Source organism: Bartonella gabonensis, from assembly GCF_903679515.1.
GTDB classification, from domain to species: domain Bacteria; phylum Pseudomonadota; class Alphaproteobacteria; order Rhizobiales; family Rhizobiaceae; genus Bartonella; species Bartonella gabonensis.
Map to the genome: position 1 here is coordinate 1 of NZ_CAHOYM010000036.1, position 16,222 is coordinate 16,222.

At 39.6% G+C, this 16,222-nt stretch carries 15 protein-coding genes; 10 read left to right on the forward strand and 5 right to left on the reverse strand.

The window, feature by feature from the left end:
• The 5 genes from HWX04_RS06700 to ccmA form a co-directional block, all read right to left on the reverse strand.
• Nucleotides 1-596: DsbE family thiol:disulfide interchange protein (locus HWX04_RS06700; RefSeq protein WP_175869381.1), on the reverse strand; the 596-nt coding region annotated here is incomplete at its 3' end.
• A 1-nt stretch (nucleotide 597) separates the two neighbouring features.
• On the reverse strand, nucleotides 598-822 hold the full coding sequence (locus tag HWX04_RS08710) for a hypothetical protein (protein WP_246257558.1): 225 nt from the start codon (nucleotides 820-822) through the stop codon (nucleotides 598-600).
• Nucleotides 810-1,589, reverse strand: coding sequence for a heme ABC transporter permease (locus tag HWX04_RS06705; RefSeq protein ID WP_175869382.1), 780 nt, complete (start codon nucleotides 1,587-1,589; stop codon nucleotides 810-812). Before HWX04_RS06705 ends, HWX04_RS08710 begins: the two co-directional genes overlap by 13 nt.
• Before the next feature lie 46 nt (nucleotides 1,590-1,635).
• A complete protein-coding gene (gene ccmB, locus HWX04_RS06710; protein WP_175869383.1) occupies nucleotides 1,636-2,301 on the reverse strand; it encodes a heme exporter protein CcmB in 666 nt (221 codons plus the stop codon).
• Between the two features lie 11 nt (nucleotides 2,302-2,312).
• Nucleotides 2,313-2,924, reverse strand: coding sequence for a heme ABC exporter ATP-binding protein CcmA (ccmA, locus tag HWX04_RS06715; RefSeq protein ID WP_175869384.1), 612 nt, complete (start codon nucleotides 2,922-2,924; stop codon nucleotides 2,313-2,315).
• Nucleotides 2,925-3,220: 296 nt separating this feature from the next.
• Between ccmA and acnA the strand changes: the two genes are divergently transcribed.
• The 10 genes from acnA to cyoD all read left to right on the forward strand — a co-directional run.
• A complete protein-coding gene (gene acnA / locus HWX04_RS06720) occupies nucleotides 3,221-5,908 on the forward strand; it encodes an aconitate hydratase AcnA (protein WP_175869385.1) in 2,688 nt (895 codons plus the stop codon).
• A 240-nt stretch (nucleotides 5,909-6,148) separates the two neighbouring features.
• On the forward strand, nucleotides 6,149-6,415 hold the full coding sequence (gene rpsT / locus HWX04_RS06725) for a 30S ribosomal protein S20 (protein WP_175869386.1): 267 nt from the start codon (nucleotides 6,149-6,151) through the stop codon (nucleotides 6,413-6,415).
• A 702-nt stretch (nucleotides 6,416-7,117) separates the two neighbouring features.
• Entirely contained in the window at nucleotides 7,118-8,689 is a 1,572-nt protein-coding gene (gene dnaA, locus HWX04_RS06730) for a chromosomal replication initiator protein DnaA (protein ID WP_175869387.1), read from the forward strand.
• Nucleotides 8,690-8,877: 188 nt separating this feature from the next.
• Entirely contained in the window at nucleotides 8,878-9,999 is a 1,122-nt protein-coding gene (gene dnaN / locus HWX04_RS06735; RefSeq protein ID WP_175869388.1) for a DNA polymerase III subunit beta, read from the forward strand.
• A 20-nt stretch (nucleotides 10,000-10,019) separates the two neighbouring features.
• Nucleotides 10,020-11,153 carry a DNA replication/repair protein RecF gene (recF, locus tag HWX04_RS06740; protein WP_175869389.1) on the forward strand — a complete coding sequence of 378 codons (1,134 nt, stop codon included), beginning with the start codon at nucleotides 10,020-10,022 and terminating at the stop codon, nucleotides 11,151-11,153.
• Nucleotides 11,154-11,207: 54 nt separating this feature from the next.
• Nucleotides 11,208-11,657 (forward strand): type II 3-dehydroquinate dehydratase, encoded by a 450-nt coding sequence (gene aroQ, locus HWX04_RS06745; protein WP_175869390.1) that lies wholly within the window; start codon nucleotides 11,208-11,210, stop codon nucleotides 11,655-11,657.
• 125 nt (nucleotides 11,658-11,782) lie between these two features.
• A complete protein-coding gene (gene cyoA / locus HWX04_RS06750; RefSeq protein WP_175869391.1) occupies nucleotides 11,783-12,754 on the forward strand; it encodes a ubiquinol oxidase subunit II in 972 nt (323 codons plus the stop codon).
• Nucleotides 12,755-12,828: 74 nt separating this feature from the next.
• Nucleotides 12,829-14,847, forward strand: a complete 2,019-nt coding sequence (gene cyoB / locus HWX04_RS06755; RefSeq protein ID WP_175869392.1) for a cytochrome o ubiquinol oxidase subunit I — start codon at nucleotides 12,829-12,831, stop codon at nucleotides 14,845-14,847.
• Nucleotides 14,844-15,512 (forward strand): cytochrome (ubi)quinol oxidase subunit III, encoded by a 669-nt coding sequence (locus HWX04_RS06760; RefSeq protein WP_175869393.1) that lies wholly within the window; start codon nucleotides 14,844-14,846, stop codon nucleotides 15,510-15,512. Before cyoB ends, HWX04_RS06760 begins: the two co-directional genes overlap by 4 nt.
• Nucleotides 15,513-15,517: 5 nt before the next feature.
• A partial coding sequence (cyoD, locus tag HWX04_RS06765) for a cytochrome o ubiquinol oxidase subunit IV (RefSeq protein ID WP_246257560.1) occupies nucleotides 15,518-16,222 on the forward strand: 705 nt, incomplete at its 3' end.

A 16,222-nucleotide genomic window follows, 5' to 3' on the forward strand; every position in this document is an offset into this window, starting at 1 on the left:
ATTTTATTTTCTTTTGTTATGATTGCTTGTTCAATTTTTGGTAGAATTTTTTTTTGATAAATTTGCCATGTTAGGGGACCAACATGTTTGGCGATAATAGTGCTTTCTTTATTCAAAAGAAAAGTTTCTGGTGGTCCATATACCCCCCAGTCAATGGCTGTATATCCTGAAACATCAAAGCCAATCAATTTAAAAGGATTACCAAAACGATTTAAAAAGCGCAGGGCATTTGCTTTATTATCCTTATAATTAATACCAATCAGATCAAAACGTTTATCTTGTGCAATTTTCATAAGAAGAGGATGCTCTTCGCGACAGGGTAAACACCAGGAACCCCAAAAATTGATTAATGTGACACGTCCTTTAAACTGTTTTAAATTAAGGTAACTTTCCTTATCAAGAAGAGGAAGATGCGTATTGGGGGCAGGTTTTCCAGCTAATGCATTTGGGAGAATAGAAGGATCTTGAGGGTATTTTTTATCCATAAAGTTGAAAAAAAACACCATGAGAAGAAGAAAAAGCACCAATGGTCCAAAAAGAACAAACAAAACAGGCAAAGATATATTTTTCTTAAGTTTTTGAGGGATATTCTTCATTCTATTTTTCTCTTTGTGACAGCTCTTTTTTGTTTAGCTGTTGGAGAATTTTTTTTTGGTATAGAGCTTTGCAAAGAATATAGCCAATAAGACATAAGAGGGATAGTGCAGAAAGCACATAGCTTAAAACAACAATTTGCTCGTGTTTAAGGGTACCAAGGAAAAAATCAATTTTCTGAGATAAGTTTCCTAAAAGTTTACTGTGGATGCCATTTAGGTCGAGCATGATGACGAGTCCTGTTGTTGTGTGCGAAGGGATTTTTTTATCTGAAGTATTTGGATATAACGGTTATTGATTTCATTTCGCATAGCCATCAAATAGAGTGCAATAAACATAAAGACGAAACAAAATAACGTGGTTATAAGGGGCCATAACATAGCATTGTCGATTGTTGGTCCTCCAGCACGTAACAAGGAGGCTGGTTGATGCAATGTATTCCACCAATTAACGGAAAACTTAATAATAGGGATATTAACAAATCCAACAAGGGTAAGAATTGAAGTAGCACGAGCGGCTTTTACTTGGTTGTCAAAAGCACGTTCAAGCAGGATAATGGCAAGGTAGATAAAAAGCAGCATTAAAACCGATGTTAACCGTGCGTCCCATACCCACCACGTTCCCCATGTAGGTCGCCCCCAAAGTGCTCCTGTCATGAGGGCTAAGGCGGTAAAAATTGCTCCAATGGGTGCACCACATTTGAGAGCCACATCAGCAAGATGATATTTCCAAATCAAATTTCCTAATGCTGCCGCACTCATCGTTATATAACAGAATGTAGACAACCACGCAAAGGGGACATGAAGATACATAATCTTAACAGTCATGCCCTGTTGATAGTCATCAGGGGAATACATCACGAGAATAAGCCCTAAGATAAGAAGACATAACGTTATGCTGGCGAGCCATGGTATAATAATTTTGCTTATTTTCATGAAACGGGTAAAACTTGCAGGGAGTGACTTCATTTTATATGTGTGAGATAGTTCATTCATGAAATTCATAATAAGCATAGTTTCGCTATGCGGCAATCATCTTTTATTATTCAGATAAAAGCTGAAGCGTTAGAGCAGCAACAAAAGAGCTAAAGAGACTCAAAAAAAGTGAAAAAGCACTAAGAAGTGCCAAGGAAGTGAGAAAAGAGGCATTTGGATTTGTTGGAGCTGTAGCAGCTGAAACTCCAAAAATCATAATTGGAATGATCCACGGCAAGATAATGATGAAAATAAGAAGAGTGCTATGCAACAATGAGCTTGCAAGTGCCGCTCCTATGGCGCCAATAAAAATAATGGCTGGTGTTCCGCACAAAAGAGTAAGTATTGTTGTAAAAGTTATCGTTACATCTAAGTGGAGCATGAGGGCTAAAATAGGTGTAGCAAAAATGAGAGGAAGCATCGTTCCTACCCAATGGGCGGTGCATTTGATAAAGACAATCAGCGTAAAACTTTGTCTTTGTCCTGAAAGGACAAATTGGTCGAGATTGCCATCATCGCGATCGATTTGAAAAAGTTTATTCAGATTAAGGAGACCTGCGAGAAGGGCACCAAACCACAATATCCCTGGCCCTATTTGTGCAAGAATTTTTGGATCTGGTCCAATGGCAAAAGGGGTTATGATCACAACAGCGATGAAAAACAATAGTCCTGTTAGCGAAGAGGATTGTGGCGCTAATAATAGTTTAAGATCACGCCAGAACAGTGCTTTCATTTTATGCTCTCCTAGAGAGGTAAAAATTTTTCCAGAGCGATTGTATGGTTTTCTGGAATACCTAAAGAATTATGGGTTGCGGCGATAATCATACCACCTTGATTGAGATGACGCTGGAAAATACAAGCAAGGAGTTTCTGAGCATGGCTATCAAGTCCCGATATTGGTTCATCTAAAATCCAAATAGGACGGTAGGAGAGCAAAAGGCGGGCAAGAGCTACACGCCTTTGTTGTCCAGTTGACAGAACGTTAAAGGGTAAATATTCAAGATCAGAAAGACCAATATCGCCAAGGGCTTCATAGGGAGAGTATAGAGGTTGACCATAAAACTCTGCCCAGAATTGCAAATTATCAATGACAGATAAGAGAGGTTTCATGGCATTTTGAGACCCAAGATAATGGCACGCAGTTGTAACAGGGTATCTTTGTTCATAGTCTTTAAGGATGATATGGCCTTCAGCAGCCTCAAGAAGACCGGCAATGATTCGGAGTAATGTAGATTTTCCGATGCCATTTGGTCCGGTGATTGTCATCAGTTGCTGTGGAAATAAACGAAAAGAAAGATCTTTAAACAGAATTTCCCCGTTTCTGTAAGCTGCTAAACCTTTACCCGATAACACCATGTGATTGCCTATTTTTTTAATTTTCCTATTCTTTATTACATTATTGCATAAAAAACACGTTTTTTTATGCAATTGTCCCTAGAATAGTTCTAGAAATAGTTCTATAAGGGAGGCGTTACATCAAGATCTGGTGTAGAATGGTTTTTGGCGCTAATTTCCGCATTTACCTATGAAAGGTGGAGGGGAAAATGGATAGCGGAGGTAGTTGCGTCTGCGCTCAAGCTGCGACCTTGACTCGTAGTTTGTGTTGTTCATTCCTGGAAATTGAGTGGTTTGTAGTATGAGGGTGGACAGTCATGATTCACATTGATAGCTTTAATTGTCGTAGAACTCTAAAGGTTGGTAGCAAAGAATATACTTATTATAGCTTGATTGAAGCGGAGAAGAATGGACTTGAAGGCATTTCGCGTTTGCCATTTTCGATGAAAGTTATTCTCGAAAATTTATTGCGATTTGAAGATGGTCGTACGGTTAAAAAAGAGGATATCCTCAATGTTGCTAAATGGTTAAGTGATAAAGGGAGCGCAGGGGCAGAAATTGCCTATCGTCCTGCACGTGTTCTTATGCAAGACTTTACTGGTGTTCCGGCGGTTGTTGATCTTTCTGCAATGCGTGATGCTATGGTCAAACTTGGTGGTAACGCTGAAAAAATTAATCCTCTCATACCCGTTGATCTAGTCATTGATCACTCAGTTATCGTTGATGATTTTGGCACTCCCATGGCTTTTAAGGAAAATGTTGAGCATGAATATGAACGCAATGGTGAGCGTTATCGTTTCCTGAAATGGGGACAACAGGCCTTTCAAAATTTTCGCGTTGTTCCTCCAGGAACAGGGATTTGTCATCAGGTTAACCTAGAATATTTAGCACAATGCGTGTGGATGAAGAATGAAGAGGGGGATGAGACGGTTTATCCTGATACCTGTGTAGGAACTGATTCGCATACGACGATGGTCAATGGTTTGGGTGTTTTAGGTTGGGGTGTGGGCGGCATTGAAGCTGAAGCGGCAATGTTAGGCCAACCCGTCTCTATGTTATTACCTGAAGTGATTGGTTTTCGTCTAAAAGGGAAGCTTAAAGAAGGTGTAACAGCCACCGATCTCGTATTGACAGTGACCCAAATGCTCCGCCAGAAGGGCGTTGTTGGTAAATTTGTTGAATTTTTTGGCACTGGTTTGGAGCATATGACGCTTGCTGATCGGGCGACGATTGGGAATATGGCACCTGAATATGGAGCAACCTGTGGCTTTTTTCCAATTGATAAGGAAACAGTCCGTTATCTCAATATGACAGGGCGTGATGAAAATCGGATTGCCTTAGTGGAGGCTTACTCCAAAGCACAAGGGATGTGGCATGACGAAATGGTGGCTAATCCTATTTTTAGTGATACGATTGAATTAGATATGGAAACCGTTGTTCCTTCTATGGCTGGTCCTAAACGTCCTGAAGGACGTATTGCATTGGAAAATGTTGGGCAAGGTTTTGAGAAGGCATTGGTCGAAGACTATAAGAAAACTTCAGGACAAGATGGGCATTATCCGGTTGAAGGTGAAGAATATACGCTTAGTCATGGTGATGTGGTGATCGCTGCGATTACTTCCTGTACAAATACATCGAACCCAAGTGTTCTTATTGCAGCGGGTCTTTTGGCACGAAATGCTGTGGCAAAAGGTCTTAAAAGCAAACCATGGGTAAAAACTTCTCTTGCACCTGGTTCACAAGTTGTTGAAGCTTACCTTAAAAATTCGGGTCTGCAAAAAGATTTAGATGCATTAGGATTTAATTTAGTAGGGTTTGGATGTACGACATGTATTGGAAATTCTGGTCCTTTGCATCCAGCTATTTCCAAAACGATTAATGACAATGGAGTCATTGCAGCAGCAGTTCTTTCAGGAAATCGTAATTTTGAAGGGCGTGTTTCCCCTGATGTGCAAGCGAATTATTTAGCTTCACCCCCATTAGTGGTTGCACATGCGCTTGTTGGGACGGTGTGTAAAGATTTAACCAAAGAACCTCTTGGGGAAGATTCAGATGGTCGACCTATTTACTTGAGAGATATTTGGCCAACTTCTCAAGAAATACAAGCATTTATCGAAGAAAATGTTACGCGTAAGGTTTTTGCGGAAAAATACGCAGATGTCTTCAAGGGAGATGAAAATTGGCAAAAAGTTCAGATACCTACGGGGTCTACTTATTCTTGGGATGAGCAATCTACCTATGTCCGCAATCCACCTTATTTCGATGATATGCAGAAAACGCCTGATATTTTACTAGATATTAAGAATGCACGGATTTTAGGTTTGTTTGGTGATAAAATCACGACAGATCATATTTCTCCTGCTGGTTCTATTAAGGCAGCTTCTCCTGCTGGAAAATATTTAATGGATCATGGTGTTAATGTTGCTGATTTTAATCAATATGGGACGCGCCGTGGGAATCATGAAGTTATGGTTCGTGGGACTTTTGCCAATATTCGCATTCGTAATTTCATGTTAGGAGAAAATGGTCGAGAAGGCGGTTATACGGTTCATTATCCATCAGCGGTAGAGCAAACCATTTACGATGCAGCAATGGCGTATAAACAAGAAGGTATTCCGCTCGTTGTTTTTGCGGGTATTGAATATGGCAATGGATCATCACGCGATTGGGCTGCCAAGGGGGCTAATCTTCTTGGTATCAAAGCGGTGATTGTGCAATCTTTTGAAAGGATTCATCGCTCTAATCTTGTTGGTATGGGCATTGTTCCTTTTGTCTTTGAGGAGGGGTTAAGTTGGAAATCTTTGGGCTTAAAGGGAGATGAAAAGGTAACAATTGAAGGAATTCATAACTTAAAACCTCGTCAAAAAACCGTAGCGAAAATTACTTTTTCGGATGGTACGGTAAAAACCGTTCCTTTATTATGCTGTGTTGATACTGAAGATGAGCTAGATTATTTGCATCATGGTGGAATTTTGCAATATGTTTTGCGTAAGCTAGTTGTTTAAATGTCTTTGTTTGCTAAGGAATATCTTTAAACGATTAAGCTATAAAGTTGCGGATCAAAGAATTTTGCTTCGTTTTTTATGTCTGTCTTTGAAAATTTAATTGACGTTGGCTTTAACATTGCGCTATAAGTCGCATAAGTTATAAGCAGCTTTATAGTTTTGCTTGGGTTAGGTTTGTTTACATTGGTAAAGTTGTTATTAAGACTCGTTTTACCACGGTGTTGAAAGAGAGATTATATTATGGCGAATACACCTTCTGCTCGAAAAGCGGTGCGCAAAGTTGCAGCACGCACACAGGTTAATAGGGCCCGCCGTTCACGCGTTCGTACGTTTATGCGTAAGTTTGATGATGCTTTAGCAGGGGGCGATAAGGCGTCTGCAGAAACTGCATTTAAGAATTTTGAGCCTGAGATTATGCGTGCGGTTTCTAAAGGGGTTTTTCATAAAAATACTGCTGCGAGAAAAGTGTCACGTTTAGCGAGACGTTTGAAGGCTCTCAGCGTTTAAACTTTTTCTATTTTATTAAGAATCAAGCCAGCATCCGTGAGGATGCTGGCTTTTTATTTATTGTTTCCAAAACTTTCTATTGAAAATAAGAATCGACTGCGATTCTCCTCTTGAAAAAGGAGAGAAAGTTTATAAGGGGGAGTATGGTTATCCACAAGCTTTGTGGATTTTTACAGAGTCTTTTTTGTCAAGCATTTTATTTTTTTTTTAAAATCTGAAGAGATTCTTTAATGATTGGTAAATTCAAAGAAAAAAAATGAATTGAATCAATAATTTTTCTCATTCCCCATTAAAATAAGCATTTTGGGGGTGCTTTTGATTTTATTTTGGCCTCTTGCATTTTACCTCTGCTGTTTTGTATGGTTCTTATGAAAACTAAAAAGCATGAAGGGGTCACGTCAGCGCATTATCCTGTATTTTGTTGAAATAAAATGCTTTGGTTTAGGCTTTTTAAAAGCTTTTGTGTTGGGTGGGTTTTTGATGGTTTTTTGGTTTTCTTAATTGGTATGTTTACCATTTTAGAAGGGTCGGGCATATCATATGAGTGCAAGTAAATCTTATTGGTCATCTTTGTTAGTGGGGTTGTGATGAGGCTATCCTAGGGGAGGATAAGTAATCTTATTTGGGGTAGGGCGTTTTGCCTTCGCTAGATTTATTTTAGCTGTTTGGCAGGACAAAATTTTATTTTTATCAGGATGGAAGATGGTGGATAAATTGAACTCTAAAGCTAGTTCCTTTAAAAGGGTTTCGGTGAATGTCCTGTCGGCAGAGAACATAATAAAGAATAGAATTCCGGAAAGTGACGGGGGTGTTTGTAGGAATGCTTCTATCGGGCATTCTATTATTTCAGAGAAGGAAGGTGCGGCAGCTTTCGCACGCGTGATGGCACAGTTAAAGGTGCAGGTTGGTATTGAGGCTTATACCAGTTGGTTTGGTCGTGTGAAACTTTCTGAATATAGTCGTAATCTAGTAAAACTCTCTGTTCCTACAGCTTTTTTACGCTCATGGATTAATAATCACTATGGTTCTCTTTTGACGCATTTATGGAAACAAGAGAACTCAGCAATTCTTCGTGTTGAAGTCATCGTTCGCGGTATGGAACGGGTTTCAAGAGATGTTGTTTGTAAAACAAGTGCAGCTCCTGTTGTTGTGGAGGAGCAGGCGACTTCACCTTTTGTTGAGAGTTGTGCAGAGTCTTCAGTCAGGAGTTCTCAAGCGGGAGTTTTTGGATCTCCACTTGATTCTCGCTATACTTTTGAAAGTTTTGTTGAAGGGGCATCTAATCGCGTTGCTTTAGCGGCAGCGCGTTCAATTGCAGAGGGGCATAAAAGTGCTTTGCGTTTTAATCCTCTTTTTATTCACGCGTCTGTTGGTTTAGGAAAAACACATTTGCTTCAAGCGATTGCCGCTTCTGCATTGAAGCGTTTAACGTTTGCGCGTGTTATTTATTTAACTGCTGAATATTTTATGTGGCGTTTTGCAACAGCTATTCGTGATAATGATGCTCTTTCTTTTAAAGAACAGCTTCGTGATATCGACCTTTTGATTATTGATGATATGCAGTTTTTGCAAGGTAAGTCGATACAACATGAATTTTGCCATTTGCTTAATATGTTGCTTGATAGTGCAAAACAGGTTGTTGTTGCTGCAGATCGTCCACCAGCGGAATTAGAATCGCTTGATCTTCGGGTTCGGTCTCGTCTTCAGGGAGGGGTTGCCCTTGAAATTGAGGCACCAGATTATGAGATGCGTTTGCAAATGTTGCGCCAGCGGTTGAAGGTGGCGCAGCGAGATGATGGCATGATATCAATTTCTGATGATGTCTTGGAATATATTGCGAAAACGGTTTTAGGTTCAGGGCGCGATATTGAAGGCGCATTTAACCAGCTCTTATTTCGTCAATCTTTTGAGTCTGATTTATCGTTAGAACGGATTGATGAGTTATTAGGTCATTTGACACGTTCAGGTGAACCTAAGCGCATTCGGATTGAAGAAATTCAGCGTACGGTAGCGCGTCATTATAATGTTTCTAAACAGGATTTGTTGTCTAATCGTCGAACACGTACGGTTGTAAAGCCACGGCAAGTTGCGATGTATCTAGCGAAAGTATTAACGCCTCGCTCGTTGCCAGAAATAGGACGTCGTTTTGGTGGTCGTGATCATACAACAGTTTTACACGCTGTGCGTAAAATTGAAGATTTGGTTTGTGGTGATCAGACCTTGGCAAAGGAACTTGAATTGCTTAAGCGATTGATTGGAGAACAGGCTGTATAGCGTTTATCATTTCTTTTTTTGAAGCAACTTTAAGGGATTGAATGAAAGGATTTGTTTTTTCTTATGCAGGAGTGACTTGCCATTTTAAAAGAGGTTTAATAAACTCTAGCAGGCGATTCTTTAAAAAGGATCTGTTATTTTAATTCTAAGGAATTCTTATAGTTTTTGGTAAATCATACGGGGCTTTTATGCGTATTACAGTGGATCGCAGTCAATTTCTCAAGTCTCTTGGTCGTGTTCACCGTGTGGTAGAGCGTCGTAATACTGTTCCTATTTTATCGAATGTTCTGATTGATGCAGAAAATGGTCATGTGCAGTTAAAGACAACAGATCTTGATTTAGAGGTTACAGAATCTTTTACAGTCAATGTTGAACAAGCTGGAGCAACCACTGTTCCAGCATATTTGCTCTATGATATCATTCGGAAACTTCCTGAAGGCAATGAAGTTGTATTATCTGTCGATGAGAATCAAGCAAGTACAATGTCTGTTGTTTCGGGTTGTGCACATTTTCAGCTTCAATGTCTTCCAAAAGCAGATTTTCCAGAGTCACTTCCTGGGCAGTTTGGTTATTGTTTTTCTCTATCAGCATCAGGGTTGAAACATTTACTTGATTGTACGCAATTTGCCATTTCTACTGAAGAAACCCGCTATTATCTTAATGGTATTTATTTCCATGTTATTAATGATGATGTTTTGAAACTGCGTTTGGTAGCGACGGATGGTCATCGTTTGGCACAAGTTGAGATGGAGGCTCCTTCAGGAGTTGAGGGAATGCCGGGTGTTATTATTCCTCGTAAAGCTGTAGGAGAGTTGCAAAAACTTCTTTCAGAAGAAAATGATGGTGATGTATGTATAGAGCTTTCAGAGACAAAGATTCGTTTTTCTGTAGGTTCTGTTATTTTTACATCAAAGTTAATTGATGGAACATTTCCAGATTATCAACGTGTTATCCCTCTTGGAAATGATAAAGAATTAGTTGTTAATAGGCAGGATTTTTCTTCTGCAGTGGATCGTGTTTCAACGATTTCAAGTGATCGAGGGCGTGCGGTTAAGTTAACGATAGAGCATGGAGAGTTAAGACTTGTTGTTAATAGCCCTGATTCGGGCAGTGCGGAAGATCAATTATCCGTAACTTACACATCTGAACCGCTTGAGATAGGGTTTAATTCGCGTTATCTCTTAGATATTGCTGGGCAGCTTTCAAGCGATGAGATGGTTTTTATGTTGGCTGAAGCTGGAGCACCAGCTTTGATTCGTGATAATGATGATGTGGATGTGCTCTATGTGCTGATGCCTATTCGCGTTTAGGGGCAATTGTTTTGCAATGCATGGCGAGTCATGTGCACAAAGTGGCTGTGAGGCAGCTAAGGCTTTTACGTTATCGCAATTATCCTTTTTTTAATATTCATTTTTCGGGTCAGCATGTGGTTTTCACGGGCCACAACGGTGCTGGTAAGACAAATCTTTTAGAAGCATTATCTTTTCTTTCTCCGGGTCGTGGTTTGCGACGGGCGGCATATTCTGATGTTAGCTTTATAGATGGAGGTGGTGAAGGATTTGTTATCTTTGCATGTCTTGAATGTGCACTTTATAATGAAGTAAAGATTGGTACAGCTTGGGAGGTTAGCGATAACAGTCGAAAAGTCCATATTAATGGTGTGAATGAGCCAAGTGATTGCTTAACAGATTACTGTCATATTAGTGTCTTAACACCCTCTATGGATGGTCTTTTTACAGGTCCTTCGCTTGAGCGCCGTCGTTTTTTGGATCGAATGGTTTTGGCGATTGACCCTTTACATAGTCGCCGCATCGCTGATTATGATAGAACTATGCGCGCACGTAATCGTTTGTTTTTGAACGGCAATGAAGATTATGCTTGGTTTGATGCTTTAGAAAAACAGATGGCAGAATTGGCGACAGCTATTTCTGCGGCGCGTATTGATGTTATTCGGCTTTTAAATGGCATGTTTACACAGATGCCATCTCAGATACCTTTCCCACGGGCTTTTTTGCAAATTGATGGTTTTTTAGAAACAGCTCTAGAGAGACTATCTGCCACTGAAGTTGAAGAGCAATTTTGTGATCGGTTACAGCGTAATCGTGCAATAGATCGTGCAGCTGGGCGGACATTAGAAGGACCACATCGCACAGATTTACAAGTTTTTTATGCGGATAAAAATAGAGCAGCAACATCTTGTTCAACAGGTGAACAAAAAGCGCTCTTGACAGGTTTGGTTTTGTGTCATGCACGTCTAACAGGTATGATATCGGAAAGGGCTCCCATTCTTCTTCTTGATGAGATGGCTGCTCATCTTGATGCATATCGACGTGCTGCTTTATTTGATATTCTTGATGATTTATCGGTGCAAACATTTATGACAGGAACAGATCGTCTTTTATTTGATGACCTAAAAGGCCGCGCAGAATTTTTTGAGATTAAGGATGGCACTTTATTGCTGTAAAAAATATGCTAAATATTTTTTTAATAAGTGATGGTCGAGAAGAAAAGGCTTGCTATGTCTGTGATTATAACGATTTTAAATGGTCCTAATTTAAATTTTCTGGGTCAACGTGAGCCAGAAATTTATGGAACTGAAACTTTAGAAGATATTGAAAAAAAATGCAGAGAATGGGCAAAAAAGGCTGATGTTATCATAAATTTTTATCAAAGTAACTATGAGGGTCAGCTAGTAGAATGGATACAGGAAGCAATAGGGCTAAGTTCTGGATTGATCATAAACCCAGCGGCTTATAGTCATACATCTGTTGCGCTTCTTGATGCTTTAAAAATGTTTTCAGGACCGAAAATAGAAGTTCATTTATCCCATATTTATCAACGTGAAGTTTTTCGTCACCATTCTTATACATCTGCAGGTGTAGACGCTATCATAGCTGGGTGCGGGAGTGATGGATATCGGTTTGCGCTTGAGTATATTACAAAGCAATTCATAGATTGTAAAAGGTAAAGAGTAAGCGTGGGATAAGAGCTAATATAGGCATTGAATTCGCTTGATAATTATTTTTTAATCTGTACAATATGAGGTATTATATTTATGACAATTTTTAGTGCGTATGACGGGGGTAAATAAAGATGAAAAGCTTTGTTCGACAATTAGAAATGCTTGTTATTTTAGGAGTAGCACTGCTTTTGTCTGGTTGTAAAATGGACGTCCTTCAACCATCAGGTTATGTAGCACGTCAACAGCTCATTTTGATCGTTGTTTGTGTGCTTGTTATGCTTTGCGTTGTCATTCCAGTCATGGTAAGTGTGGTGTTTTTAGCGATAAAATATCGTGCATCGAATACGAAAGCAAACTACTCTCCTGATTGGGCGCATTCAAATAAAATTGAAGCACTAATGTGGGGTATTCCAATTGTAATTGTGCTGGTTTTAGGTTCGTTAACAGCTTATTATACCTATAAGCTTGAGCCTGCAAAGCCTCTTCCAATAGAGGTTGCGGGTGAAGGAGAACCATTGCAGATTGATGCTGTAGCTCTTGATTGGAAATGGGTTTTTATTTATCCTCAATATGGTGTCGCATCAGTCAATGAAATTTACGCGCCTAAGGGACGTCAAGTTTTATTGCAATTGACGTCAGAGAATTCTGTCAATGCCTTTTGGGTTCCTAAATTAGGTACGGTTCTTTACGCTATGCCGCAGATGAATGCTAAATTATATTTAATTGCTGAAGAACAAGGCGTATTCAAAGGAACTTCAGCAAATTACAGCGGCGATGGTTTTTCTGGGATGCGGTTTAAGTGGCATTCTGTGTCTTCGCAGGATTTTGAAGATTGGATTGTAAAAGCATGGGCTAATGGTCAAGCACTTGATCGCAAGTCTTATCGTCAACTTTCTATTGCGCCTCGTATGGGTGATATTGCTGCGAAGGAAAAAGATGCTGAAGTTCGTTATTTTGCACCTGTTGAGAAGCGGCTTTACTATCGTGTTGTTAATCGATGTGTCGATGAAAATACGGTATGTAATGAAGATTTAATGAAACGCGCTGCTGCTCAGACACTGTGGGGTGCACTGTGTTCAGTATTTGATCCTGGTGTTATTTAAAGGATCAATAGAGAAAAAGCCCTTTTAATATAAGGTTTTTTTAAACTTGAATTTCATTTGAAATAGGTTGAGAAATGTTTGGAAGACTTACAGATCCTACGGCAGGCGCTTTTCATGCGCTTGCACATGAACCGATCGTTTTGTATACATGTATCGCGATTGTTGTGGTTGGTTTAATTGCTGTTGTTGCTTTAACTGTACTTGGGTGGTGGGGGATTTTCTGGCGAAATTGGATTACAACTGTTGACCATAAACGCATTGGTATTATGTATATAATACTTGGAATTATTATGCTTGTTCGCGGTTTTGCGGACGCACTTATGATGCGAACGCATCAAGCTTTAGCTCTTGGGAGTGAATCCGCAGGTTATTTACCCCCTGAGCATTTTGATCAAATTTTTTCGGCGCATGGCACGATCATGATTTTTTTCATGGCTACGCCTATTTTATTTGGTCTTTTTAATTATCTTATACCGCTTCAAATTGGTGCGCGTGATGTTGCTTTTCCCTTTGCTAATAATCTAGGTTTTTGGATTACGGCTGCAGGGGCAATCTTGATTAATATATCACTAGGTGTTGGCAATTTTGGTCGTGGTGGTTGGCTCATGTATCCTCCTTTTACAGAGTTGCAAACGAGTCCAGATACAGGGGTAGACTATTATTTATGGTCACTTCAGCTTTCTGGTATTGCGACAACTATGGGGGCAGTCAATTTCGTTGCAACTCTGATTAAAATGCGTGCTCCTGGAATGACAATGATGAGAATGCCTGTTTTCTGTTGGAGTGCTTTTGTCAGTAATGTTCTTATTTTAGTTATTTATCCTGTTTTAACTGTCGCGTTTGCACTTTTGGCATGTGATCGTTATTTAGGTATGAATTTCTTTTCCAATGTTGGTGGCGGAAATCCGATGGTATGGATTAACTATGTTTGGATTTTTGGTCATCCTGAGGTTTATGTTTTGGTTGTTCCTGCTTTTGGAATTGTTTCTGAGATTGTATCAACTTTTTCTTCGAAACGCCTCTTTGGTTATACTTCTATGATATGGGCCATGGTGGTTATTTTGATTCTTTCACTTCTTGTTTGGGGACATCATTTCTTCACAATGGGTGGCGGTGAAGCTGTAAATACCTTCTTTGGTATTGCTACGATGATCATCGCAGTTCCAACAGGTGTAAAAGTTTTCAATTGGTTGCTCACGATGTATAAAGGAAGGATACGCTTTGAACCTCCAATGCTTTGGTGCATGGGGATGATCTTTACGTTCGTTGGTGGTGGATTAACCGGTGTTTTATTATCGATTGTTCCTGCGGATTGGCAGTTTCATAATTCTCTCTTTTTAATAGCACATTTCCACCATACAATTATTGGAGGTGTGGTTTTTGCTTATTTAGCTGGGCTTGCTTTTTGGTTTCCAAAAGTTTTTGGTTATAAACCAAATCGCATATTAGGTATTGCATCTTTCTGGTGTTGGTTTATTGGTTTTTATCTTGCCTTTTTCCCTGTTTATGCCCTTGGTTTAATGGGAGCGACGCGTCGTCTTCAGCATTATATGGAACCTAGTTGGCAGCCGATGTTTATTATTGCTGCTCTGGGTGCTTTTATTATTTTACTAGGTATCCTTTGTTTTGTGTTACAGGTTGTTTTGGCAATTTGGTACGGTATTAAGCATAAAGGTCATTTACCGGTAACGTTAAATGATTCTTGGGGTGATGCACGTACACTTGAATGGTTTACCTCTTCACCGCCTCCTTCCTATAATTTTGCTCGTCTTCCAAAGATACAGTCTGATGATGCTTATTGGAATATGAAGAAAAGTGGTTATCAACGTCCAACAAGTGGATTTACAAAAATTCATATGCCATCGAATACATCGGCTGGAATTATTGCTGGCTTCTTCTCATTAGTTGTTGGTTTTGCGCTTGTTTGGCATATTTGGTGGCTTGTTGCGGTCGGACTGGTTGGTTTTATTGCAACGCTTGTGTATCATTCATTAACAGGTGATCACCATGGTTATTATATTCCAGCTGAAGAAGTGCAAAAAACTGAAGATGCCTTTACAGCTGTTCTTAAAGAACAAGGAGTGACAGTATGAGTGCAGTAACAATGAATAATGCGAGCACTGTGGATGAACTTCACCACGATAGTAGCTCAGTAATGACGTTTGGTTTTTGGGTCTATATTCTTTCAGACTTAATACTTTTTTCGACACTTTTTTCAAGTTTTGCTGTCTTTTCTGCTTCTTATGGTGGCGGTAAGGCGGGCAGTGAATTTATTGATTTAAAGTTTGTTTTGGTTGAGACTGCTTTTTTATTGTTTTCATCCGTCACTTATGGTTTTGCAATGGTACAAGCACATAAAAACAACATGAGTGGTGTGCGTTTATGGATGGCTATTACCTTTGTATTTGGGTGTTGCTTCATTGGTATGGAACTTTACGAATTCCATGAATTGTTGGGTGAGGTCTTTTATTATGATCCAAATGCTTATGCGGGTATTGATCCTGTAACAGGTTTACAGCTTTTGGGACGGGAAATTCTCTCTGCTTATTGGTCAGCATTTTTTGCTTTGGTTGGCACCCATGGACTCCATGTAAGTGTTGGTCTTCTTTGGATGGTTGTGATGTTTTTTCATCTTCGTCGTAATGGCTTGGATCAGAATAATAAAACACGTTTAGCATGCCTTTCCATTTTTTGGCATTTACTTGATATTGTATGGGTTGGTGTTTTCACCATGGTTTATCTATTAGGAGCGTTGTGATGAGCATGCAAAATGAAACACATGGTCCCAGTACTGGTTCCTATTTGGTCGGTTTTATTCTGGCTGTATTTTTCACTTTGAGTTCTTTTATTCCTGTGATGTATGGAATGATGGAAAGTTGGGCAATTAGTACAAAGGTTGCATATCTTATTGGGATGGCAATTATTCAGATTATAGTACAAATTGTTTTCTTTTTACACTTAAACTCTGGTCCAGATGCCAAATGGAATTTAAGCGCTTTATGGTTTGCTGCTATTTGCGTTTTTGTTATTATTGGAGGCACGTGGTGGGCTATTTCCCATTTGAATTATAATATGATGGGTGGCTCAGGGCGTGTTATTGAACCGGAAATATCAAGTAAGGATGATTCTTCAGTATTTGAGCAGTTATCAAATAAAGATATATCTGTAAGAAAACAGCCAGAAAAGATACTGGACTTAAAAATGTCCATGGAGCAAACTCCTGTAGAGCAAGTACCTGGTTCAGAAATGCCTATGGAGCAAGTTCCAAGTATGTACTCTCCTGTAGATCAAGCGCCTGGTTCAGAAATGCCTATGGAGCAAGTTCCAAGTATGTACTCTCCTGTAGATCAAGCGCCTGGTTCAGAAATGCCTATGGAGCAAGTTCCAAGTATGTACTCTCCTGTAGATCAAGCGCCTGGTTCAGAAATGCCTATGGAGCAAGTTCCAAGTATGTACTCTCCTGTAGAT

Excerpts from the sequence above, each read along its gene's own strand:
- recF (WP_175869389.1), top strand. The coding sequence starts at position 10,020 with ATGGCGAGTCATGTGCACAAAGTGGCTGTGAGGCAGCTAAGGCTTTTA.
- HWX04_RS06760 (WP_175869393.1), top strand. The coding sequence starts at position 14,844 with ATGAGTGCAGTAACAATGAATAATGCGAGCACTGTGGATGAACTTCAC.
- ccmA (WP_175869384.1), bottom strand. The coding sequence starts at position 2,924 with ATGGTGTTATCGGGTAAAGGTTTAGCAGCTTACAGAAACGGGGAAATT.
- cyoA (WP_175869391.1), top strand. The coding sequence starts at position 11,783 with ATGAAAAGCTTTGTTCGACAATTAGAAATGCTTGTTATTTTAGGAGTA.
- ccmB (WP_175869383.1), bottom strand. The coding sequence starts at position 2,301 with ATGAAAGCACTGTTCTGGCGTGATCTTAAACTATTATTAGCGCCACAA.
- HWX04_RS06705 (WP_175869382.1), bottom strand. The coding sequence starts at position 1,589 with ATGAATGAACTATCTCACACATATAAAATGAAGTCACTCCCTGCAAGT.
- rpsT (WP_175869386.1), top strand. The coding sequence starts at position 6,149 with ATGGCGAATACACCTTCTGCTCGAAAAGCGGTGCGCAAAGTTGCAGCA.
- dnaA (WP_175869387.1), top strand. The coding sequence starts at position 7,118 with ATGGTGGATAAATTGAACTCTAAAGCTAGTTCCTTTAAAAGGGTTTCG.
- dnaN (WP_175869388.1), top strand. The coding sequence starts at position 8,878 with ATGCGTATTACAGTGGATCGCAGTCAATTTCTCAAGTCTCTTGGTCGT.
- HWX04_RS08710 (WP_246257558.1), bottom strand. The coding sequence starts at position 822 with ATGCTCGACCTAAATGGCATCCACAGTAAACTTTTAGGAAACTTATCT.
- acnA (WP_175869385.1), top strand. The coding sequence starts at position 3,221 with ATGATTCACATTGATAGCTTTAATTGTCGTAGAACTCTAAAGGTTGGT.
- cyoB (WP_175869392.1), top strand. The coding sequence starts at position 12,829 with ATGTTTGGAAGACTTACAGATCCTACGGCAGGCGCTTTTCATGCGCTT.
- aroQ (WP_175869390.1), top strand. The coding sequence starts at position 11,208 with ATGTCTGTGATTATAACGATTTTAAATGGTCCTAATTTAAATTTTCTG.